This window comes from Rhodococcus sp. 14-2483-1-2, assembly GCF_002259405.1.
Lineage (GTDB): Bacteria > Actinomycetota > Actinomycetes > Mycobacteriales > Mycobacteriaceae > Rhodococcoides.
In genome coordinates this window covers 260,988-282,746 of record NZ_NPFW01000013.1, presented here as the reverse complement: position 1 = coordinate 282,746, position 21,759 = coordinate 260,988, and the positions used below count along the sequence as shown (strand labels likewise).

Annotated in this window: 23 protein-coding genes and 1 tRNA gene; 12 read left to right on the top strand and 12 right to left on the bottom strand. The window is 65.2% G+C overall.

Annotation, left to right across the window (positions count from 1 at the left end):
- Nucleotides 1-223: 223 nt before the first annotated feature.
- The gene (locus tag CH295_RS12450) at nucleotides 224-898 is read left to right on the top strand and encodes a Crp/Fnr family transcriptional regulator (protein WP_027494494.1); all 675 of its coding nucleotides are present in this window, start codon (nucleotides 224-226) and stop codon (nucleotides 896-898) included.
- Here CH295_RS12450 and CH295_RS12445 read toward each other — a convergent pair.
- Nucleotides 895-1,686, bottom strand: coding sequence for an MBL fold metallo-hydrolase (locus tag CH295_RS12445; RefSeq protein ID WP_094632725.1), 792 nt, complete (start codon nucleotides 1,684-1,686; stop codon nucleotides 895-897). The two genes, CH295_RS12450 and CH295_RS12445, sit on opposite strands and share 4 nt — an antisense overlap.
- A gap of 58 nt (nucleotides 1,687-1,744) precedes the next feature.
- On the opposite strand from CH295_RS12445, the gene CH295_RS12440 reads away from it, so the two are divergent.
- A complete protein-coding gene (locus CH295_RS12440) occupies nucleotides 1,745-2,599 on the top strand; it encodes a Gfo/Idh/MocA family protein (RefSeq protein ID WP_094740860.1) in 855 nt (284 codons plus the stop codon).
- 39 nt (nucleotides 2,600-2,638) lie between these two features.
- On the opposite strand, the gene CH295_RS12435 is transcribed toward CH295_RS12440, so the two are convergent.
- Together CH295_RS12435 and sp36 are read right to left on the bottom strand one after the other, a co-directional pair.
- On the bottom strand, nucleotides 2,639-3,097 hold the full coding sequence (locus tag CH295_RS12435) for a RidA family protein (protein ID WP_037187854.1): 459 nt from the start codon (nucleotides 3,095-3,097) through the stop codon (nucleotides 2,639-2,641).
- Nucleotides 3,098-3,101: 4 nt separating this feature from the next.
- Nucleotides 3,102-3,269, bottom strand: coding sequence for a Sp36 family protein (sp36, locus tag CH295_RS12430; protein ID WP_094609297.1), 168 nt, complete (start codon nucleotides 3,267-3,269; stop codon nucleotides 3,102-3,104).
- Nucleotides 3,270-3,326: 57 nt separating this feature from the next.
- On the opposite strand from sp36, the gene CH295_RS12425 reads away from it, so the two are divergent.
- From CH295_RS12425 to bagB, 3 genes are read left to right on the top strand one after another with little or no spacing between them, the layout of a single operon-like run.
- Nucleotides 3,327-4,691, top strand: a complete 1,365-nt coding sequence (locus tag CH295_RS12425; RefSeq protein WP_094740859.1) for a wax ester/triacylglycerol synthase domain-containing protein — start codon at nucleotides 3,327-3,329, stop codon at nucleotides 4,689-4,691.
- Nucleotides 4,692-4,736: 45 nt separating this feature from the next.
- Nucleotides 4,737-5,744 carry an ATPase BagA gene (gene bagA, locus CH295_RS12420; RefSeq protein ID WP_094740858.1) on the top strand — a complete coding sequence of 336 codons (1,008 nt, stop codon included), beginning with the start codon at nucleotides 4,737-4,739 and terminating at the stop codon, nucleotides 5,742-5,744.
- Nucleotides 5,741-6,871, top strand: coding sequence for an ATPase BagB (gene bagB, locus CH295_RS12415; protein ID WP_037187851.1), 1,131 nt, complete (start codon nucleotides 5,741-5,743; stop codon nucleotides 6,869-6,871). The genes bagA and bagB overlap by 4 nt, the downstream gene beginning before the upstream one ends.
- A gap of 22 nt (nucleotides 6,872-6,893) precedes the next feature.
- On the opposite strand, the gene CH295_RS12410 is transcribed toward bagB, so the two are convergent.
- Nucleotides 6,894-7,217, bottom strand: a complete 324-nt coding sequence (locus CH295_RS12410) for a WhiB family transcriptional regulator (protein ID WP_008712729.1) — start codon at nucleotides 7,215-7,217, stop codon at nucleotides 6,894-6,896.
- Nucleotides 7,218-7,510: 293 nt separating this feature from the next.
- Between CH295_RS12410 and CH295_RS12405 the strand changes: the two genes are divergently transcribed.
- Nucleotides 7,511-9,859, top strand: coding sequence for a penicillin-binding protein (locus CH295_RS12405; protein ID WP_037187849.1), 2,349 nt, complete (start codon nucleotides 7,511-7,513; stop codon nucleotides 9,857-9,859).
- Nucleotides 9,860-9,925: 66 nt separating this feature from the next.
- Here CH295_RS12405 and CH295_RS12400 read toward each other — a convergent pair whose 3' ends face one another.
- Nucleotides 9,926-10,390: a GatB/YqeY domain-containing protein gene (locus tag CH295_RS12400; RefSeq protein ID WP_037187848.1), complete on the bottom strand. Its 465-nt coding sequence runs from the start codon at nucleotides 10,388-10,390 to the stop codon at nucleotides 9,926-9,928.
- A gap of 185 nt (nucleotides 10,391-10,575) precedes the next feature.
- Between CH295_RS12400 and CH295_RS12395 the strand changes: the two genes are divergently transcribed.
- The 6 genes from CH295_RS12395 to CH295_RS12370 all read left to right on the top strand — a co-directional run bounded on the left by CH295_RS12395 (nucleotide 10,576) and on the right by CH295_RS12370 (nucleotide 14,637).
- The gene (locus CH295_RS12395) at nucleotides 10,576-11,514 is read left to right on the top strand and encodes a metallophosphoesterase (protein ID WP_037188893.1); all 939 of its coding nucleotides are present in this window, start codon (nucleotides 10,576-10,578) and stop codon (nucleotides 11,512-11,514) included.
- 17 nt (nucleotides 11,515-11,531) lie between these two features.
- Nucleotides 11,532-11,605 (top strand) — tRNA-Pro (locus CH295_RS12390).
- Nucleotides 11,606-11,721: 116 nt separating this feature from the next.
- On the top strand, nucleotides 11,722-12,147 hold the full coding sequence (locus CH295_RS12385; protein ID WP_141217012.1) for an SRPBCC family protein: 426 nt from the start codon (nucleotides 11,722-11,724) through the stop codon (nucleotides 12,145-12,147).
- Between the two features lie 92 nt (nucleotides 12,148-12,239).
- A complete protein-coding gene (locus tag CH295_RS12380) occupies nucleotides 12,240-13,142 on the top strand; it encodes an ABC transporter ATP-binding protein (protein ID WP_094740857.1) in 903 nt (300 codons plus the stop codon).
- Nucleotides 13,139-13,885 (top strand): ABC transporter permease, encoded by a 747-nt coding sequence (locus tag CH295_RS12375; RefSeq protein WP_094740856.1) that lies wholly within the window; start codon nucleotides 13,139-13,141, stop codon nucleotides 13,883-13,885. The genes CH295_RS12380 and CH295_RS12375 overlap by 4 nt, the downstream gene beginning before the upstream one ends.
- A complete protein-coding gene (locus CH295_RS12370) occupies nucleotides 13,882-14,637 on the top strand; it encodes an ABC transporter permease (RefSeq protein WP_094740855.1) in 756 nt (251 codons plus the stop codon). The genes CH295_RS12375 and CH295_RS12370 overlap by 4 nt, the downstream gene beginning before the upstream one ends.
- A 53-nt stretch (nucleotides 14,638-14,690) precedes the next feature.
- Here CH295_RS12370 and CH295_RS12365 read toward each other — a convergent pair whose 3' ends face one another.
- The 7 genes from CH295_RS12365 to CH295_RS12335 all read right to left on the bottom strand — a co-directional run bounded on the left by CH295_RS12365 (nucleotide 14,691) and on the right by CH295_RS12335 (nucleotide 21,745).
- Nucleotides 14,691-15,662 carry an LLM class F420-dependent oxidoreductase gene (locus CH295_RS12365; protein WP_027494506.1) on the bottom strand — a complete coding sequence of 324 codons (972 nt, stop codon included), beginning with the start codon at nucleotides 15,660-15,662 and terminating at the stop codon, nucleotides 14,691-14,693.
- A gap of 9 nt (nucleotides 15,663-15,671) precedes the next feature.
- Nucleotides 15,672-16,472 (bottom strand): SDR family NAD(P)-dependent oxidoreductase, encoded by an 801-nt coding sequence (locus tag CH295_RS12360; protein ID WP_094740854.1) that lies wholly within the window; start codon nucleotides 16,470-16,472, stop codon nucleotides 15,672-15,674.
- A 29-nt stretch (nucleotides 16,473-16,501) separates the two neighbouring features.
- Complete coding sequence (locus tag CH295_RS12355; protein WP_094740853.1) at nucleotides 16,502-18,301, bottom strand: glycoside hydrolase family 15 protein; 1,800 nt, start codon at nucleotides 18,299-18,301, stop codon at nucleotides 16,502-16,504.
- A complete protein-coding gene (locus CH295_RS12350) occupies nucleotides 18,298-18,993 on the bottom strand; it encodes an HAD family hydrolase (protein ID WP_502694490.1) in 696 nt (231 codons plus the stop codon). The genes CH295_RS12355 and CH295_RS12350 overlap by 4 nt, the downstream gene beginning before the upstream one ends.
- 75 nt (nucleotides 18,994-19,068) lie before the next feature.
- A complete protein-coding gene (locus CH295_RS12345) occupies nucleotides 19,069-19,542 on the bottom strand; it encodes a Dps family protein (RefSeq protein ID WP_037188889.1) in 474 nt (157 codons plus the stop codon).
- Between the two features lie 144 nt (nucleotides 19,543-19,686).
- Nucleotides 19,687-21,219: a catalase gene (locus tag CH295_RS12340; protein ID WP_371828413.1), complete on the bottom strand. Its 1,533-nt coding sequence runs from the start codon at nucleotides 21,217-21,219 to the stop codon at nucleotides 19,687-19,689.
- A gap of 91 nt (nucleotides 21,220-21,310) precedes the next feature.
- On the bottom strand, nucleotides 21,311-21,745 hold the full coding sequence (locus CH295_RS12335) for a Fur family transcriptional regulator (protein WP_094740852.1): 435 nt from the start codon (nucleotides 21,743-21,745) through the stop codon (nucleotides 21,311-21,313).
- Nucleotides 21,746-21,759 lie beyond the last annotated feature (14 nt).

Here is a 21,759-nt window from a genome sequence, read left to right as displayed (position 1 = left end):
TGAACGGGAACACACGCCCGAGTCCTCTGGCAACCTGTGGTGGCGTCGATCACTCGGTTTCCACCGACTCGAAGTAGACTCCCCTGAGGTAATTGTTGTGTTTGATCATCGGATCGGCGTCGACGCCTGAACTGCACCGCAGTTCGGTGCATGGCACGAACTGTGTACAAACGCTTTCGGTGGTGCGGGTTGCCGCGTCACCGACATCCCAAAAGGAGCGCAAGTGGACGACGTCCTGGCACGGGCCGGCATCTTCCAAGGAGTCGAGCCCTCAGCGGTTGCGGCACTGACGAAGCAGCTGCAGCCTGTCGATTTCCCCCGGGGACACGTGGTGTTCAACGAGGGTGAGCCCGGAGACCGGCTCTACATCATCGTTTCCGGCAAGATCAAGCTCGGGCGACGCTCCCCCGACGGCCGCGAGAACCTGCTGACGATCATGGGACCGTCGGACATGTTCGGTGAGCTGTCGATCTTCGATCCCGGTCCCCGTACGTCCTCGGCCACCACGGTCACCGAGGTGCGCGCGGTCAGCATGGACCGAGCTGCACTCAAGGACTGGATCGACCAGCGCCCGGAGATCGCCGAGCAGCTGCTGCGCGTTCTGGCCCGCCGGTTGCGTCGCACCAACAACAACCTGGCCGACCTCATCTTCACCGACGTTCCCGGACGTGTCGCGAAGGCGCTGCTCCAGCTGGCACAGCGATTCGGCACCCAGGAAGCGGGCTCGCTGCGCGTCACCCACGACCTGACGCAGGAAGAGATCGCTCAGCTCGTCGGTGCCTCTCGCGAAACCGTCAACAAGGCTCTGGCCGACTTCGCACACCGCGGATGGCTGCGCCTCGAAGGCAAGTCCGTACTGATCTCGGACTCCGAGCGTCTGGCACGCCGAGCTCGCTAGCTCTCCCGGAGGTAGGCCAGCTGCGTTTTGACCGACATCCGCGCAGCCGGCCACAACTTCTTGTCCACGTCCGAATAGACGTGGCGAACCACCTGCATCGGTTTCGCGTCCTCGCCGAGCTCCGCGAGCGCCGAACGGACCTGATCCAGCCGCTGCCGACGGTGGGCGCGATACGCTCGCGCCACCTCGGCGGTGTCCGGCAGCTCCGGACCGTGACCGGGAAGCACGCTCTTCCCCTCACCGGCCGCTTCGAGACGATCCAACGACTGCAGATAATCCGCGAGCGAGCCGTCCTTCGGGTCCAGCACCGTGGTGCCGCGGCCCAAGACGGTATCTCCCGTCAGGATCGCGTCGTCCAGCACGAAACTCACCGAATCCGCGGTGTGTCCGGGCGTGTGCAGAACCTCGATCCGAAGCCCCGCCGCCTCGATGATCTCGCCGTCGACCAGGCTCACGCCGTCTCCGTGCAGAAACTTCTCCCCGACCGCGCGCACCGGAGCCGCCGTCTTTCGATGAAAACGCTTCAGCCCACCGGTGTGATCGGCGTGGCGATGGGTCACCAGGGTCAGAACCACCGTGCCCGACGCGGCGACGGCGTCGAGATGTGCCCGGTCCTTCGGCCCCGGATCGACCACGATGCACTCGTCCGACCCCGGTGCCTGCAGAATCCAGGTGTTCGTCCCGTCGAGCGTCATCTTGCCCGGGTTGTCGGCGAGCAGAACCGACGCGGTTGGCGTCACCTGCCGGAGTAGTCCGTACGCGGGATGCTGGGGGTTCGAGACGGCCATGAAAGTACTGTAGGTCGCCTGCTCCGGGAGATCTCCACGAGGACTACCGTCGACACTCATGAAGATCGGACTCGTCGGAGCGGGCCCCTGGGCTCGCAAGACTCAAGCCCCCTCGCTGCTCGCTCATCCGGGCGTCGACTTCACCGGAGTATGGGCACGCAGACCCGAAGCGGCGGCCGAGCTGGGTGCACCGGTATTCGAGTCGTTCGAAGCCCTGCTCGACGCCGTCGACACGGTGGCGTTCGCGGTACCACCGGCCGTGCAAGCCGGATACGCACTGCGCGCGGTGCAGGCAGGCAAACATGTGTTGTTGGACAAGCCGATTGCCGCAACAGTGGCCGAGGCCGAGGAACTGGCCTCGGCGGTGACGGCCGCAGGCGTGCGCTCGATGGTGACGCTGACTCTCCGGTTCGCCCCGGAGACAAGGCAATTCCTCGACGCGGCCGCCGGACGACCGTGGGCGGCGGGCTCGGGAACCTGGTTCTCCGGTGCCGTCCTCGGTGGGGCGTACGCGAACTCGCGGTGGCGACACGACGACGGGGCGATCCTCGACATCGGCCCACACGTGTTCGATCTGCTCGACGCCGCACTGGGAACCATTGCACGCGTTGCCTATTCGCACCGCGAGGTGGCGTCGGACAGTTGGACCGTGGTTCTCGAGCACGAGGGCGGCGCAACGAGCACCGTTCAACTCTCGCTGCGGACGCCGATCATGCCGTCCCTGATGCGCATCGAGCTGAGCGGCACCGACGGCATCGCCACTCTCACCGACCGATCGACCTCGTCGACCGACTGCTTCGCCGTCCTGCTGGACGAATTCCTCGAGTCGGTCGACAAGGGTGTCGATCACGAATGCTCGGTGCACCGAGGCCTGCACCTACAGAAAGTGATCAGCGCGGCTGCGCCCCAGTGACATGTGCGGCTGCGCCCCAGTGACATGTGCGGCTGCGCGTCAGCGCAGTTCGACGATGAGCTCCACTTCCACCGAAGCACCGAGGGGCAGTTCGGCGACACCCACGGCCGAGCGCGCATGCTTGCCCGCATCGCCGAAGATCTCACCGATGACGTTCGACGCCCCGTTGATCACCCCGGGCTGACCGGTGAATCCCGGTGCGGAGGCAACGAAGCCGACCGCCTTGATCACCCGGGCCACCGAATCGATGCCGACGAGCGCGTGCACGGCGGCGAGCGCGTTCAGGGCGCAGATGCGTGCCGCGGCGGTCGCGTCCTCAGCGGTGACGTCGGCACCGACCTTGCCCACGGACGTCAGGTTTCCGTCCACGATCGGCAGCTGGCCGGAGGTGTGGACGAGAGAGCCCACCTGCACCGCCGGGACGTAGGCCGCCAGCGGCGGAACGACATCGGGTAGCTCGATGCCCAGCTCGGACAGTCGTTCGCTCCACTTCGTCACGTGTTCAGGCCTTCGGGCGCTTGAAGTACGCGACCAACGTGTCGCCGCCGTTGGGTCCCGCCATGATCGTGACGAGCTCCCAGCCCTCGGAGCCGTAGTTGTCGAGAATCTGCTTGGTGGCGTGAATCAGAACCGGCGCGGTGAAGTACTCCCAGATGATCTTTTCGCTCATGACTGGTGAGCCTATCGTTCGGGTCCGCCGGCGCGGAGCCGGAACTACAGTCGTCGCATGGATCGGCTCGATATCAAGGACGCCATCTACCACTTCGCGCGCGACCGCGGTGATTCTCGAGACCAGTTCTCCCTGACGGCGTTCGACTCGGTCGATCGCGCTGCGCCCTCGTTCGAGGAGATCGTCGCGCACATCGAGGCCCGCGCACCTCTCGTTCCCGGACTGGGACTGCGGCTGAAAGAGGCACCGCTGAATCTGGACTACCCACGATGGGTACCGGACACGTCCCCGCTGTCCGAACGGATGTCCGACCACGATCTCGGCGGTGCGCCCTGGGCCGATTTCGAGACCTTGATGGGCGACCTGCTCCGCACTCGGCTCGACCTCCGAGAACACTCCTGGCACCTGCACGTGGTGCGTGGAATCGGCAGTGCTCCGCTGATGCAGGGTGCGGTCACGGTGGTGATACTGCAGGTCGGGCACGCCCTGACCGATGGGCTCGGCGTATCGAGGATGGTTCGCGCACTGTTCGATCCACAGTCCGCGCCAGGTGCGGCACCGTCGCCGGAGACCACGCCCGAGCGGACGAACCCCGTTCTCGACGTTCTCGACGTTCTCGGCGCTGTGGCCCGGGCACCGGTGGATCTCGTTCGATCACGGTGGGAGGCCCGTCGAGCGATTCGCGCCTACCAAGGGACGCCGCCCGGACCGCAACCGGTGCCGGCCACGTCGCTGAACCGGGCCGTGGGGCCGTACCGAGTCGTCCGCATCGTGCCGATGCAGGCGAGAGAGGTCCGCGCGGGTGCCGCGTCGGTGACGGTGTCCGCTCTCTGCGCCGTCGGCTCGTGCCTCGATCGGTATCTCGGCGACGGTCACAGGACACTGTCCGAGACCGGAGGCACCGTCACGGCGTTCGTACCGATGGCCCTGCCTGGTGACGTGGAGTGGCCGGCAGCGAATCGAGCTGTGGTCGGAACGGTCGATCTCCATGTCGGCGAACCCGATGTCGAGAAGCGGGCCGAGCTGATCACTCGGTCGCTCGCAGTCGAACGAGCCCGAGTGACGGCCGCGCCACTGCTTCGAATCGCGCGTGCGGACGAGCGGGTGCCCGCGCCGATCGTCCGATTCGTGCAAGGCCGTCGATTCCGAAAACACGACCGCTCTCCGTCGCGCGTCGGTGCACAGACAACCGTTGTCAGTGTCGACCGTGGCCGCACGGACCTCGAGCTGTGTGGTGCCGTTGCGCGATTCTCGGCCGGTTTTCCGTTCTTGGAAGACGGCCGGTGTCTCAATCACGGAATCTTCGGATTCGTCGACGTGGTGACGATCGCGATGGTCGCCTGCCCCGACGCAGTTCCGGATCTCGACGCATACACACAGGGGTTGGTCGACCACCTCCGCCGACACGCGGGGCAGAGTTAGAGAGTTCGGTCGGACGCCCGCAGACGACGTCTATATGGTCGGGGTGTGGGTACAGCGAACGAAGAGGGATGGCCGGCGAAGGCAAATGCCGCGCGGCTGCATTTCGTGTCCGGTAAGGGCGGGACCGGCAAGACGACGGTCGCCGCCGCATTGGCGCTTGCGCTCGCGGCAGGCGGTCGACGGGTGTTGCTGGTCGAGGTCGAAGGCCGACAGGGCATCGCCCAGCTCTTCGATGTTCCGCAGCTTCCGCCGCAGGAGACGCGCGTCGCCTCGGCGGACGGCGGCGGCGAGGTCTATGCACTGGCCATCGACATCGAGACCGCCTTCCTCGAATACCTCGAGATGTTCTACAACCTCGGCTTCGCAGGCCGCGCCATGCGCAAGATCGGTGCCATCGAGTTCGCGACGACCATCGCACCCGGTCTGCGCGATGTGCTGCTGACCGGCAAGGTCAAGGAATGTGTGGTGCGGACCGACAAGAAGGGCAACCGCATCTACGACGAGATCGTCGTCGACTCGCCGCCGACCGGCCGCATCGGAAACTTCCTGGACGTCACCAAGGCCATGGCCGACCTGGCCAAGGGCGGACCGGTTCGTTCGCAGAGCGAGGGCGTGGTGCGGTTGCTGCACTCGGCCGACACCGTCGTGCACCTGGTGACTCTGCTCGAGGCTCTGCCGGTCCAGGAGACGGCCGACGCGGTGCGTGAGCTCGAGGCAGCGGATCTTCGACTCGGCACGGTCATCGTCAATCGCACCGAACCGACGTACCTTCCTGCCGGGTCCCTCGAGGCCATCGCCGAGGGCGAGATCGATGCCGTCGCCATCCAGGACGGTCTCGCCAAGACCGGAATCACGCTGTCCGAGGCGGACTTCGCGGGGCTGCTCACCGAATCGATCGAGCACGCGGCGACGCTCTCGGCTCAGGTGGAGAGCGCAACCACGCTCGACGAACTCGACGTCGCGCGGATGTCGCTGCCGATGTTGGCGGACGGTGTCGATCTCGGCGGCTTGTACGAGCTCGCCGCCAAGCTGGCAGAACAGGGTGTCCGATGACTCGACCAGTAGCAACCGAACTCGATGTCGACCGCATTCTCACCGATCCCACCTCGCGGATCGTCGTCGTCTGTGGGGCCGGCGGCGTCGGTAAGACGACCACCGCGGCTGCGATGGCACTGCGCGCTGCCGAGCAGGGCAGGCGCGTGGTGGTGCTGACGATCGATCCGGCCCGACGCCTGGCTCAGGCTCTCGGTCTCGGCGATCTCGACAACAGCCCGCAGCCGGTGAAGTTGGGTGCCGGTGCCAAGGGCGAACTGCACGCGATGATGCTGAACATGCGACGCACGTTCGACGAGATGGTCATCGAGCACTCGACGCCGGAGAAGGCCGAGCAGGTACTGGCCAATCCGTTCTATCAGACTGTGGCGTCGTCGTTTTCGGGCACGCAGGAGTACATGGCGATGGAGAAGTTGGGGCAGTTGTCCCTGGACTCGTCGTGGGATCTGATCGTGGTGGACACTCCGCCGTCGCGCAATGCACTGGACTTCCTCGATGCGCCGCAGCGACTCGGCTCGTTCCTCGACGGCCGGTTCATCCGGCTGCTCACCGCTCCCGGTCGCGGCATCACCCGCGTGGTCACCAGCGCGATGAGCTTGGCCATGCGCGGCGTCTCCACGGTCATCGGCAGCCAAATGCTCTCCGACGCTTCAGCTTTCGTTCAGTCACTGGATTCGATGTTCGGCGGCTTCCGCGAGCGGGCGACGCGTACCTACCAGCTGTTGCGCGAGGACGGCACCAGCTTCCTGGTAGTCGCTGCCGCGGAACCCGACGCCCTGCGCGAGGCGGCGTTCTTCGTGGAGAGATTGTCCGCGGAGAAGATGCCGCTGGCCGGTTTGGTGGTGAACCGAACGCACCCGACGTTGTCGACGGTGCAGGCGGATCACGCCGCGACGGCAGCCGATCTGCTCGATCGAATCGATGACCCCGGCGCGGATCTGACCGCCGCCGTCCTCCGGATCCACGCCCAGCGTGCCGTCACGGCAGCGCGTGAGGTGCGGTTGCTCAAGCGCTTCACCGGTGCGCACCCCCGCGTGCCCATCGTCGGTGTTCCGTCTCTGCCGTTCGAGGTCTCCGACCTCGCCGCGCTGCGGGCAGTGGCCGATCAGCTGACCCGCAAAGCCTGAATCGGCCGTGCCCGGCAGGCGGCTAGATAGCTGCTTGCTGCTGGCGCTGGGTCTCGAAGAACTCGGACCAGGAGTCGACCTCGGGGTGCTGCTTGAGCAGTGCCCTGCGCTGGCGTTCCGTCATGCCGCCCCAGACACCGAACTCGACGCGGTTGTCGAGCGCATCCGCACCGCACTGCATCAGCACCGGGCAGTGCCTGCAGATGGTTGCAGCCTTGCGCTGTGCTGCACCCCGGACGAAGAGCTGGTCCGGGTCAGTGCCCTTGCAACGGGCGTGCGACACCCAGGCGATGCGTGCTTCTGCTTCTTCTACATCGAGTCGCGTCGGCGCGGTTGTCGTGTGCATGCGGATACCCCTTTGCGTTGCGGACGTCCTCGCTGGACGTCCCGGAGGCTCGAAGCGGTTTGTACCTCTGTGTCGAAGCACAAATTCTAGGAGCTGCCCCACATTCATTATCAAGTGTTATGCGAATCACACCGTGCTCATAATTTAGGTAAAGCGAGCCCCGAATGCAAGACGGCGGGGTCACATTTCTGGTACGGCCGTCCCGAGCAGGGGCGCAGCACACAGTGCGTGCAGGCCTCTGCCGGTCCGAGCGGCGCCCACGTACGCTGTGCTCTGTGTCAGTTGGAAAAACCGTGGCGAAGCTCGCCGGATGTTCAGCACTCGCCGGTGCATTGCTCGCCGGCGTGATGTTCCCCTTGGCCGGTGGGTTCGGGTACGCCTCCAACCGCGCCGCCGATACCGTCGACAACGTCTCGGCCGAGTTGGTCGAAGGCGCAGTGCCTGCCGTCTCGACGATGACGGACGTCAACGGCAATCCCATCGCCTGGCTGTACGAGCAGCGTCGATTCGAAGTGCCGAGCGACCAGATCTCCAACGAGATGAAGCTCGCCATCGTCTCGATCGAGGACCGCCGCTTCGCCGAGCACCAGGGTGTGGACTGGCAGGGCACGCTCCGAGCGTTCCTGACCAACACCACCAGCGGGCAGGTGGAGCAGGGCGCATCAACCATCGATCAGCAGTACGTGAAGAACTATCAGCTGCTCGTGGTTGCCAAGACCGACGCCGAGCGCCGCGCGGCCATCGAGACGACGCCCGCTCGCAAGATCCGCGAGATCCGGATGGCGTTGACGCTCGACAAGGAACTGACCAAGGACGAGATCCTCACCCGGTACCTCAACCTGGTGCCGTTCGGTAACGCGTCCTTCGGCATCCAGGACGCGGCCCAGACCTACTTCGGTATCGACGCCAGCCAGCTCAGCGCCGTCCAGGCCGCGATGCTCGCGGGCATGGTGCAGTCCAGCTCGGCGCTCAACCCGTACACCAACGAGGAGGGCGTGCTCGAGCGCCGGAACACCGTGCTCGACACGATGATCCAGAACCTCCCCGAACGCGCGTCGGAGCTCGAGGCACTCAAGTCCGAGCCGCTGGGTGTGCTGCCCGTGCCCCAGACCCTGCCCCGCGGCTGCATCGCGGCAGGTGACCGCGGATTCTTCTGCGACTACGCACTGCAGTACCTCGCCGACGCCGGCATCAGCCAGGAGCAGATCGACAAGGGCGGGTACCTCATCCGTACGACGCTCGACCCCGCGGTGCAGAACTCCACCAAGGCGGCGTTGGTCGAGAACACGAGCCCGACCCTCGACGGCGTCGCCACTGTCATGAACGTCGTCGCACCCGGGCAGGACCAGCACCGAGTTCTCGCGATGGGCAGCAGCCGCACCTACGGCCTCAACGCCGACGACGACGAGACCGTGCAACCGCAACCGCACTCCCTCGTGGGCAACGGAGCGGGATCGATCTTCAAGATCTTCACCACGGCCGCGGCGATGGAGCGCGGACTGGGTACCAGCGCGACGCTGCAGGTTCCTCGTCGCGTCGAGGTCAAGGGCGTCGGCGACGGCGGAGCCAGGAACTGCCCGGCAGCGACCTACTGCGTCGAGAACGCGGGCAATTACCCGCCCGCGCTGTCCATCACCGACGCGCTGGCGCAGTCTCCCAACACCGCGTTCGTCAAGCTGATCGAATCGGTCGGCGTCACGCCGACCGTCGACATGGCCGTGCGCCTCGGTCTGCGCTCCTACAACGACCCGGGTTCGTCGGGGACCGAACAGTCCATGGCCGACTTCCAGAAGGACCAGAACCTCGGCTCGTTCACCCTCGGGCCCACCTGGGTCAACCCACTGGAACTGTCCAACGTGGCTGCCACGCTCGCTTCCGGTGGCAAATGGTGCCCGCCCACTCCGATCGACTCGATCTTCGACCGCGACGGCAAGCCCGTTCCGGTCGCGCACCAGGCCTGCGAGCAGGTCGTCGAGCCCGGATTGGCGAACACCCTCGCGAACGCGATGAGCAAGGACGACCAGGCAGGCGGCACGTCCGCGTCCGCCGCCGGTTCCGCCGGCTGGACCCTGCCGATGTCCGGCAAGACCGGCACCACCGAGTCGAACCGATCCTCGGGCTTCCTCGGGTTCACCAACAACTACGCCGCCGCCGTCTACACCTACGGCGACTCCCCGACGCCGAGCGAGATCTGCTCGTTCCCGCTGCGGCCCTGCAGCTCGGGCAACCTGTACGGCGGTAACGAGCCGGCGCGGACGTGGTTCGACGCCATGACTCCGATCGCCAACAACTTCGGCCCTGTCGCGTTGCCACCGGTCGACCAGAAGTACGTCCGCGGCTCGGCCAACGGCCAGGTTCCCGACGTCACCGGCCAGAGCCAGTCGTCGGCAACCTCGACCCTGCAGGGTGCGGGCTTCCAGGTGACGGTGGCCACCACGGCCGACCAGGCTGCGCGCGGCACCGTGGTGTCGACGTCGCCGTCGGGCTCGGCGGTCCCCGGATCGAACATCACGATCTACGTCAGTGACGGTTCGGTTCGACCCGCTCCGGCTCCGGCACCCGCGCTGCCGAACATCCAGATCCCGGACCTACCGCCGGGCATCCAGATTCCGGCGATCCCCGGGTTGACGGCACCTCGCTAGTGCCTGCGGCAGTGGTGCGGTTGAGTGCCCTGGAGGGGACATGACCGCACCACTGCGCGGAGCGCACTACAGGCGGTCCTTGACTGCCTTCGACAGTCGCGATCCGTCGGCCTTGCCCGCTGCGAGTCCCGACGCGATCTTCATGACCTGACCCATCTGCTTCATCGCCGGTCGCTCACCGAGGTCCTCGGCGACCTGCGCGATCGCGGTGTCGACGATGGTGGCCAGTTCCTCGTCGGTGAGCGGGGTGGGCAGGTATTCATTGATGATTTGCGCTTCGGCATGCTCGTTCGCCGCAAGTTCGCCGCGGCCGTTCTGGGTGTAGATCTCGGCCGATTCGCCGCGCTTCTTCGCTTCCTTGGCAAGCACTTTGAGAACGTCGTCGTCGGTCAGATCGTGGGCCTCCTTGCCGGAGACCTCCTCGGTCTGGATGGCGGCGAGAATCATGCGCAGCGTTGCCAGGCGGAGTTTGTCCTTCGCCTTCATCGCTGCGGTGAGGTCGGTACGGAGGCGAGCCTTGAGTTCGGACATGGCGGAAACGCTACGCGGCGCAGTCGTCGGCTCGCACGTCCATATCCGGTTGCTGCCGTATCGTGGATGAGGTGTCCGCACAATTCAGTCCCTCGTTTCTCAGCACCTCGACGCAGCTGCGCAGTGCCTCCACACAACTTCGCTCCGCCGCAGAGCAGGCGCGAGATGTCGTCAGAGCGTCACCGCTGAGAAGTTCCGTGATCGGGACGGCCGGAGCCGCAGCGCTGGGCATCGGATACGCCACCCTCATCGAACGGAACGCGTTCACGCTCCGCGAGACGTCGATGGCGGTGCTCGAGCCGGGTTCGGCGACGCTGCGCGTGCTCCACATCAGCGACCTGCACATGATGCCCGGCCAGCGGATGAAACAGAACTGGCTGCGTGAACTGGACCGTCTCGACCCCGATCTGGTCGTCAACACCGGGGACAATCTCTCGCATCAGCGCGCCGTTCCGAGCGTCGTGCAGGCGCTGGGACCACTGCTGGCCCGCCCTGGCCTGTTCGTGTTCGGTAGCAACGACTACTTCGCGCCCAAGCCGAAGAACCCGTTCAAGTACTTCGACAAGAACCACAAGCGCACGACGGGCGAGTCGCTGCCGTGGCGCGATCTGCGGGCCGCGTTCTCCGAACGGGGCTGGCTCGACGTGACGCACGTGCGTCGCGAACTCGAGGTGGCCGGGGTGCGGATCGCGTCGGCAGGCGTCGACGATCCCCACCTGAAGCGCGATCGATACGACACCATCGCCGGCCAGCCGAATCCGTTGGCCGACCTGCGCCTGGGCATCACGCATTCGCCGGAGCCGCGCGTCCTGGACAAGTTCGCCCAGGACGGTTACGACCTCGTCCTCGCCGGTCACACGCACGGTGGGCAGCTGTGCCTGCCGTTCTACGGCGCTCTGGTGACGAACTGCGAGATCGACCGTTCACGGGTCAAGGGTCCGTCCAAGTGGGGCGCACACACCCAGCTGCACGTCTCCGCGGGCATCGGAACGTCGCCGTACGCGCCTGCACGGTTCTGCTGCCGGCCCGAGGCAACTCTGATCACGCTGACTCCGGCCCCGAGAATGGGTCCGAAAAACGTCTCCGACGAGGGCGTTTCGCGTTCCGAGGCAGTCGTGAGTTAGACTTCTCCAGCGGTACACGGGGTGTGGCGCAGCTTGGTAGCGCGCTTCGTTCGGGACGAAGAGGTCGTGGGTTCGAATCCCGCCACCCCGACAGTTGGACCACGAAGAGGGACCCACTCGATTCGATCGAGTGGGTCCCTTTTTTGCGCGGTGGACGGCTACTGTGAGTCGACTCTGTCGACCCCCAGCGAACGGATCTCACGACCCATGCCGACACCGACCCGCGTCCACGTCACCCACCGGTTCGTCTCTCCCCCCGAGGTCGTGTTCGCGGCACTGTCCGAGCACGAGAACCTCGGCCCGCTGTTCCTGGCGAAGATCGGCCGCGTGCGCGACGGCGACACATCGCGCAACGGCGTCGGCTCCACCCGCAGCCTCAAACTCGGGCCGCTGCCCGCGTTCGAGGAAACCACGATCACGTCCGAGCCCAATTCGCTGATCGAGTACCGCATCACCAAGGGCGGCCCGCTACGCGGCCACTGGGGCGTACAGAAGTTCACCCCCACCACCGACGGCGGCACCGAACTCGACTACACGATCGGATTCGACGCGCCCGTCCCCGGACTCGCAGCGATCGTCGGCAAGGCACTGACGTCGAGCATCTCGAAGAATCTGTCGTCTCTCGCACCGTAGTACCGCCACCCGACGGCAAGTCATACCCGAGTAGGACACCGGACATACTCGCGACCGACGATTCTCGCCGCCGAATGCGGGACCGTCGAGGCATGGACATCGTCAGAACTCACAGCCTCGGCAAGCGCTACGACACCCATGCCGTCGTCGACGACGTGAACCTTCGCATTCCTGAGGGCTGCGTCTACGGCTTTCTCGGTCCGAACGGATCGGGCAAATCGACGACCATGAAAATGTTGTTGTCCCTGATCCGACCGACCTCCGGTGAGGTGGAGATCCTCGGGAAACCGATGAATCACGGCACCCGCCGCGAATTGCTCTCACACATTGGATCACTCATCGAATCTCCACCCGGATACGGACATCTCACGGGTGCGGAGAACCTTCGTATCGTGCAGCGCTCTCTCGGGCTGCACGCCGAACAGATCGAGCGGGCAGTAGCCACCGTCCGTCTGCAGGAACACCTCGACAAGAAGGTGAAGAACTACTCGCTGGGAATGAAACAGCGCCTAGGCATTGCGATGGCACTCGCGCGCGAGCCACAACTTCTGATCCTGGACGAGCCCACCAACGGCTTGGACCCGGCCGGAATCGAAGAGATCCGCGGCTTGCTCCGTCATCTCGCCGAACACGGTGTGACAGTGATGGTCTCGAGCCATTTGCTCGGCGAGATCGACAAGACGGCGAACATGCTCGGAATCCTGAGCCAGGGCCGCCTGATTTTCCAAGGCACCCGCGACGAGCTGTTCGCCGCCTCCACTCCGGACGTGCTCATCGACGCGATCGATCCCGGCCGCGCGAGTTCGGTTCTGCAACAGAAGATCCCGGTGCAGGTCGACGACCACACGTTGAGGCTGTCCGGCATCGACGATCGAAGTACCGCACAGGTGGTGGCGGAACTCGTCGGCGCAAACGCAGGCGTCTACGGCGTTCGGCGCGACGATCAGTCGCTCGAAGACGTATTCATGAATCTGACGAAGGGTGGCCGATTGTGACGACCGTACGCAACGAATTCGCCAAACTCAGGCACCTGCACATCGGCGCGATCGCCGCATTGTTGGTCGCCGCGATCGTAGGGTTGACCTTCGTCGGCGCTCTCACCGCGGCGACGTCGAACGATTCGACCGGAGTCTCCTGGGCACTGCCACTGGCCGGTCTGTCCCTTGCCGTCCCCATCGCGTCACCACTGCTGATCGCAGTGATGGCAAGCCGCACAGTGGAAGTCGAGCACCAGTCCAACGGCTGGTTACTGAACCAGACCAATGGAGCCGACCGCGGAGCCCTCGTGCGGGCGAAGCTCGTCTCGACGGGCCTCGTTGTCGGTGGCGCGACGGTGGCGGCCAGCGCAGCAGGTGTATTTCTGGGGACCGCCATCGGGGTGACCCAACCGATGCCCGCCGGTCTGTGGTTGGGCTACACGGCGGCAGCGGTGACGGCCAACCTGGTGATACTCGGTCTGCACCTGGTGATCTCAGCGCGAGTGGACAACCAACTGGTCGCGCTGGGAATCGGCATCGTGGGTACCGTCATCGCGATCTGCGCCTCCGGATTCCCCTCCTGGGCAGCACACCTGACGCCGTGGGGGTATTACTCCTTGGCGTCGGCCGCCGACTACCGAGGCGAGCAGGTGGTGACACTGAACCCGTCCTACGCCAGCATCGTCGCCCTCGGAGTTGTCGGGGCAGTGTTGTTCTGGCTCATGACCGTTCGACTCGATCGACAGGAGGTACGAGCATGAATGCGTTTTCAGCGGAAATGATCAAGCTCAGGCGCTCGCAGGCATGGACGGTCGTCGTTCTCCTCCCTCTGATCATCGCGGGGGTCGGAACGTCCAACACGATCGCGTCGGGCGCAGAGTTGGCAGAGGGATGGCGCACATTGTGGTTGCGCACAGTCGTGTTCTACGGCCTGTTCCCACTGGCACTCGGCGTTGCCGTACTGGCCTCGCTGGCGTGGAAATCCGAACACCGAGGTGGGAATTGGAATGCCCTGATGAGTGGGCCGGTTCCGTCGGCGCGCATCGTGATCGCCAAGACGGCTGTGGTGGCGACGCTGACCGCGGTCATGAACATCGTCATGCTGGCAGCCGTCGTCGTTCTCGGCAAGGTGGTCTTCTCGCTGGACGGGATGCTCCCTTCCGAGCTCTTCGCGACCAGTGCACTCGTCGTGGTGGGATCGATACCGGTGGCGGCTCTGCAATCCGGTCTGTCGATGGCGGTCAGGTCTTTCGCGGTGCCGATTGCCATCGCTCTCGTCGGGGCCGGTATATCGGTGTTCCTCCTCACCGCCGAGGTGACCGGGGCAATCTTCCTGTTGCCCTATGCCCTGGCGACTCGCGCAACCCAGTTGGCCTCCGGAACTTTCGGTGACTCGGGTTCGCTGACCACCGGAGCCGCACTGTCGGTCCTGACGGCCACGGCACTGCTCACCGTCTCGGTTGTCGCATCTGCCGGCAGGGCACTCGACCGCAAGGACATCCACGTCCGCTGACAGCTCGAGGCCCCGATCGGATGCTCTCGATCGGGGCCTCGTGAAACGTCGAGTCAGCTGGACGCAGCGCGCAGTTTCTCCAACAGCGGTCCTGCGGCCTCGGCGAGGAAACGTTCCTGGGTTTCGTCGCCCACCTGCACAAGTGCGATGTCGGTGTAACCGGCCTCCCAGTACGGCTTCACGGCCTCGACGATCGCGTCCAGGTCCGGTCCGCACGGGATCGTGTCGGCCACATCCTCTTTCCGCACGAACTTGGTCGCTCCGGCGAAGCCGGCCGTCGTCGGCAGATCGGCGTTGACGGCCCAGCCGCCGGCGAACCAACGGAAGCGATCGTGTGCGCGATCGATGGCCGCGTCCTTGTCCGGATCCCAGGAGATGGGGATCTGGCCGATGGACCGCGCCGGGCCCTCGTGGTTGTCCGACCATGCCTTGACGAGATCGGCGTCCGGCTCGGTGGCGATGAGGTGATCGCCGTACTCCGCGAACCGAGCGACGGCCTTCTCGCCGCCGGCGGCGATACCGATCGGCACACCGCCCTCGGGCAGATCCCAGATCCGCGCGGAATCGACGCGAAAGTGCTTGCCCTCGTAGGTGACCAAGCCACCGGCGTGCAGTGCCCTGATGATCTCGAGCGCCTCGACGAACATGTCCTGCCGCTTGTCGATGGACGGCCAGCCCTCACCGACCACGTGCTCGTTGAGGTTCTCCCCGCTGCCGAGGCCGAGGGTGAAGCGTCCGTCGGCCAGAATCTGCAGCGTGGCGGCCTTCTGTGCGACGACGGCCGGGTGGTACCGGATGATCGGGCACGTCACGTACGTCATCAGCTCGACGCGTTCGGTGGCCTGAGCCACCGCGCCCAGCGTCGTCCAGGCGTAGGGCGAGTGACCCATGGACGAGAGCCACGGTGAGTAGTGGTCGCTGCTGACCTCGAAGTCGAAGCCGACCTTCTCGGCTCCGACGGCGTACTTCACCAACTCTTTCGGGCCGCTCTGCTCGGTCATCAACGTGTATCCGAAATTGGTCATGCTGTTCTCCTAAATTGTTGCGACAGAACCGGCGTCGACTCGGTAGTTCGATCCGTTGACGAAGGACGCGCGATCCGAACACAGGAACGTGATCACCGCGGCGACCTCCTCGGGCTCACCCCGACGTCCCAGCTCCATGTACGGACGCTCCTCGTCGAGGAAGCTCTCGATGGCACCGTCGCGGTCGGTGCCCTTCTCCTCGGCGCGCTTGTCCATCATCGCGTCGGTCATCGGGGTGTGGATGAAAGCGGGAGAGACTGCATTGACCAGCAATCCCTCCGACGCATAACTGCGCGAGAGTCCCTTGGCGAGAGCCAGAACGCCCGCTTTGGCCGAGCAGTAAGGCAATTCGTCGTCGTACGGCTGCACCGCGTCCTCGGAGGTAAGCAACACGATGCGCCCCCAGCCGCCGCGTCGAAGTGCAGGAAGAAATGCCCGCAGCAGCCGAACCGGTCCCATCAGGTCGATGTCGAGGGTGGAACGCCACCCTTCCTCGTCGATCTCGTGGAACAGGCCCTGGGCACCCGTCACCCCCGAGGACTGGACGAGAATGTCGATGTCGCCCACGGCCTGCTGCGTGCGTGCGGCCAGATTCTCGACGGCCTCGGTGTCGGTCACGTCCGCAGCGAATGCGAACAATTGCCCCTCCGGTGCTGCGAGTTGCGCTGCAGCGTCGTCGAGGGAGCTCTGATCCTTGTCGCTGATGACGACCCGAACACCCTCGGCCAACAGCATTTTCGCGGTGTGCCAGCCGATACCGGAGTCTGCCCCGGTCACCAGCGCGGTTCTACCGTCGATTCCCAGATCCATACGATCCCACTTTGCGTTAGAGGTTGATGTCAGGCTGTGGCGTCGTGCGAGCGCGCGATGGTCAGCGCCGCATTCACCAGGGCCAGGTGGCTCAAGCCCTGCGGGAAGTTACCCAGAAACGATCCATCCGAAGCATTGATCATTTCGCTGTACAGCCCGACGTCGTTGGACAGCTCCACCAACTGGTCCATCAGGGCGGTGGCTTCGTCGTCTCGGCCTACGCAGGACAGCGCCGACACCCGCCAGAACGCGCAGGCGACGAAGGTCACCTCTTCCTTCGATACCCCGCTGTAGCGGTACATCAGCGGTCCGGCACCGAGTTCTTCGCCGAGCGCATCGATCGTGGACGAAAGACGTTCTCCACGATCGAAATCCATCTCGGCGGCCAACAGCACGGATGCGTCGAGCCCATCGGCACCCGGGTACGCGAGGTAGGCCTGCCGCTCGTCCGACCAACACTCGGTTTCGATGTAGTGCCGGATGCGTTCCTTCTCGGCCTTCCATCGATCCGGTATGCCCGGGATCTCCCCCGCCTCGGCGAGGTGCACCGCGCAGTCGAGCGCCTGCCAACAGCCCAATTTGGAGCTGGTGTAGTGCTGTTCGTCCTCGAGCTCCCAGATGCCGGCGTCCTTGCGCTGCCACGAATCACAGGCCTCGTCGGCGATGGTGGCCAACAGTCGACCGGTCTGCGCGTCCAGGATGTTCCCGGCGTCGACGTACTGCCGGATGATCGAGAACAGGTCGCCGAAGATCATCAACTGCAGCTGATCCGCCGCAGCGTTGCCGTTGACCACCGGCCCGATGCCTCGCCAGCCGGGAACGTCGGGTTGATCCGTGCCACCGGGCAATTCACCGCCGAGGGTGTAGAAGACGTTGACCAACGGGTCGTTGGCACGGATCACCTTCAGCAACCACGCCACCGCAGCATGGATCTCCTCACGAAGGCCGAACCGTTGCAACGCACGGATGGTGTACGCGGCGTCGCGCACCCACGCGTAGCGGTAGTCCCAGTTCTTGCCACCGGTCCGGTTCTCGGGCAGGGAGGTCGTCGCGGCGGCGGCAATGGCACCGGACGGGCTGTGCAGCAACAGTTTCAGCGCCAGCGCGCTGCGAGCCACATGCTCCGCCCACGGACCCTCGTACGAGAACTCGTCGGACCAGACGCGCCAGTTGTCGATGGTCCGGTCGATACCCTCGTCGAGGTGTTGCGGATCGGGCAACGGCAGCGGCTCGTTCTCCGTCCCCACGACGCCCAGCACGTGCCGCGAGCCCGGTTGCGTGGAGACCACCCCACCGATGTCGCGGTCCGCCACGCGCACGTTCTCGATGCCCAGAGTCCGCACCGCCAAGGTCAATCCGTCGACCCGCAGGACGGTGCCGTGCTCGGTGTCGTACGCCCACGGCGACGCGATGCCGAGCATCGTGCCCGGTGCCACGGACCATGACAACTCGACGGTGCCGGCGAGCCCCTCGACGCGGCGGGCCAACTCCACCCACGGAAGACGCCCGGCGACCCCGGTGTTCAACGAGTCGGTGATCCGAACGGAGCCGGTGTCGGTGCGGAACGTAGTACTCAGAACGTTTGTCCCGGGGACGAATTCACGCCGGACGGTGAACTCTGCCAGCGGCATCAGTTCGATGTATCCGCCGTTCCCGGCGTCGAGCAACGCCGCGAACGGCGGCGGCGAGTCGAGGTTGGGCACCGGAAACCAGTCGATCCGGCCGTCGTCGGCGATCATCGCCACAGTTCGGCCGTCGCCGATGGCTCCGTAACTCTCGATGGGGACGTAACCGTCGACCCTGGGGCACGGCTTACGGAACTCGTTCAAGCACTTACCTTTCCAGCAAAGATCGGGCTGGTCTCGACGTGTTCCAGCAGATCCGCCGGGTCGTCGAACACCGCTGCCGCGCCTGCGTCGAGCAACTCACCACGCGAGATACCGCCACTGCGTACACCGATGGCGCGTACGCCCGCGCGACCGGCCGACTCGACATCCCAGACACTGTCGCCGACCATGACGGCGTCGTCGGCGCCGACGCCGGACCGTTCGAGGGCAACCGCGATGATGTCGGGCTCCGGCTTGGCGACCTCGGCATCCTCACCGCTCGTCACCACCGCGACGGAATCCTCGACGTCGAGCAGGTCGCGCAACGTCGACAGCTCGCTTTCGGGAGCCGAGGTGGCCAGCACCACGGTGACTCCACGAGAGTTCAACTCCGCCAACAATTCACGGGCACCCGGGAGCACTTCGAGATCCACCGAAGCGGCCGCGTAGTACTCGCCGTGCAGCTTCTTCGCCTCGCCGGCCAGCGCGCTGTCCGACGATCCTACGAGCGTCTCTAGCAACTTGGAGCCGTCCATCCCGATGCAGCGGTGAATGCGCCAGGAAGGCACTTCGCGGCCGGCATCACGGAAGGCCCGCGACCAGGCGTCGACGTGCACGTAATTGGAATCGACGAGGGTGCCGTCGATGTCGAGCAGAACTGCGTCGACTTTCGGCTCGGTAACAGGCATGAGCATCGGATACCCGGGGGTGGTGCAGGCAAACAACAGGCCCCCCGCTGTGCGCGAGGGGCCTGTCGAAGTGAAGAAAGGTCAGCTGGCCTGGGCTTGCCACATCCAGTGCAACTGCTCAAGTCGCGCTGTGATGCCGATGAGCAGGTCCTGGGTCACCGGATCGGCTTCGCCGGTGTCGGCGATGCGTCCGCGAAGACGCTCGACGACCGCGGCGAGGTTGTCGACGACGGCAGGCACGACCTCGCTGTCCTGAGTCCATCCGGCACCGAAGCCCTTGGTGCCTGCCGTCGAGGAGACGGTGGCTGCGCGGCCGTCGGGGCTGACCCCGATAGCGGTGGCGCGCTCGGCTGCCTGATCGGTGAATTCACGTGCGGCCGTGACCAACTCGTCGAGCTCGAGGTGCACCGACCGGAAGTTCTTGCCGATCACGTTCCAGTGCGCCTGCTTGGCGATGAGCGAGAGGTCGATGAGATCGACCACGGTTCCCTGAAGCGCATCGCCGGCGATCTTCTGCTGACCTGCGTCGAGGGTGCTGGTGATGGGGTTCGTCATGATGTGGCCTCCCTGCCGTTGGACGACGGTATGCATCGCACACCATTATTGTTCTTTCGTCTGTACTACACAACGGCATGTGGCCACGCGTTGTTCCGGATCGACGCCATCATCGCTGTGACGCCGATCCCAGGATCGATCGGATCAGACCTTCGCGGCCTCGTCGGAAGGATCGTCGATCGCGCCTGCACCCGTGGTCGGTGCGGTCTCGTCCTGCTGTGACCGAACACCTTCCTCGACCTTCTTGCCGAGCTCTGCATCGACGTTGGTCCAGTACTCGAACACCCGGCTCAGGACGGGCTCGCTGACGCCGTTGAGCACGTGTCCGACGATGTTCCCGACGAGACGCTCGCGCTGCGCGTCGTCCATGACCTCGCGGACCAGGGCTCCTGCTTGTACGAAGTCACCGTCCTCGGGGTGCTCGATGTATCCGGTGCGCACGAAACGGGGCTCGAAGTCCCACGCGCCGTCGTCGCCGTACTTGTTCGTGTCCGCCGACGGGCCGCCGAACGAGTTCGGCGCGTAGACGGGCGTCTCCGGGGAGTTGAACGAGTACCGCATGTTGCCGTCCTTGGAGTACGAGTTGACCTCGGACTTCGGGGCGTTGACCGGCAGCTGCGCGTAGTTCGCTCCGATGCGGTACCGGTGCGCGTCGGCGTAGGAGAAGACGCGTCCGAGCAGCATCTTGTCGGGGCTGAAGCCGATGCCGGGCACGGTGTTGGACGGCTCGAACGAGCTCTGCTCGATCTGCGCGAAGAAGTTCTCCGGGTTGCGGTTCAAGGTCATCTTGCCGACCTCGATCAACGGGTAGTCCTTCTGCGACCAGACCTTGGTGAGGTCGAACGGGTTGTACTTGTAGTTCTCGGCCTCGTCGTACGGCATGAGCTGGACCTTCAGCGTCCAGCTGGGGAAGTCACCGTTCTTGATGGATCCGAAGAGGTCCTGACGGTGGTGGTCGGGAGACGTACCGGCAACCTCGTCCGCCTTGTCCTGCGTCAGGAAGTCGATGCCCTGGTCGGTCTTGAAGTGGAACTTGACCCAGGTCTTCGTGCCGTCCTCGGCGATGAGCTGGTAGGTGTGCGAACCGAATCCGTCCATGTGGCGGAACGACTTGGGGATACCGCGGTCACCCATGAGCCAGGTCACCTGGTGTGCCGACTCGGGCGAGAGGGTCCAGAAGTCCCACTGCATGTTGTTGTCGCGCAGACCGGAGTCGGGCATGCGCTTCTGGCTGCGGATGAAGTCCTGGAACTTGATCGGGTCCTTGACGAAGAAGATCGGGGTGTTGTTGCCGACGAGGTCCCAGTTGCCTTCCTCGGTGTAGAACTTCAGCGAGAAGCCACGCGGGTCACGCCAGGTATCGGGGCTGCCCTGCTCGCCCGCGACGGTGGAGAAGCGCGCCAGCATCTCGGTCTTGGCACCGGGCTGCAACGCCTTCGCCTTGGTGTACTTGCTGATGTCTCCGGTGATCTCGAGTTCACCGAACGCGCCTGCGCCCTTGGCGTGCACGACGCGCTCCGGGACCCGCTCACGGTTGAACTGCGCCATCTTCTCGATGAGGTAGTGGTCGTGCAGAAGAATCGGTCCCTGCGTTCCTGCGGTCAGCGACTGATCGTCGCTGGGGACGGGGATTCCCGAGTTGCTCGTGGTCGGTTTGTTGGTGATCGGCTTGGTCATACGAAGCCTCCTGAAGGGCTGAATCGAATCCGAAGAGGGCTGTTCTTCGAAAGATCTGTGAAACCGAGCGGCCGTACGCTGGACCGCAGTGTCAGACGGAATGCCTCGTGCAGTCGCCGCACAAACCCCAGAAGACGATCTCGGCTTCGTCGACGACAAATCCATGGGTGTTCTCGGGGACGAGACACGGCGGAGCACCGACGACACAGTCGACGTCGACTACGCCGTGGCACTCTCGGCACACGAGGTGATGGTGGTTGTCCGCCGTCCTGCTCTCGTACAGCGCGGCCGAACCGGCAGGTTCGATGCGACGTAGCAGACCTGCATCGACGCAGGCCCTGAGCACGTCGTAGACGGCTTGAGTCGACACCGAACCACCGTCCGCACGGACGGCGGCAGCGATGTCGTCGGCGTCCGAATGCGGTCGGGCTGTGACCGCATTCAGGACTGCAACTCGGGGTCCGGTGACGCGGAGACCGACCGAGCGCAACTGCGCTGCGGGGTCGACGCGTTCGGTGAGCTGCATGTACTCCAGTATGC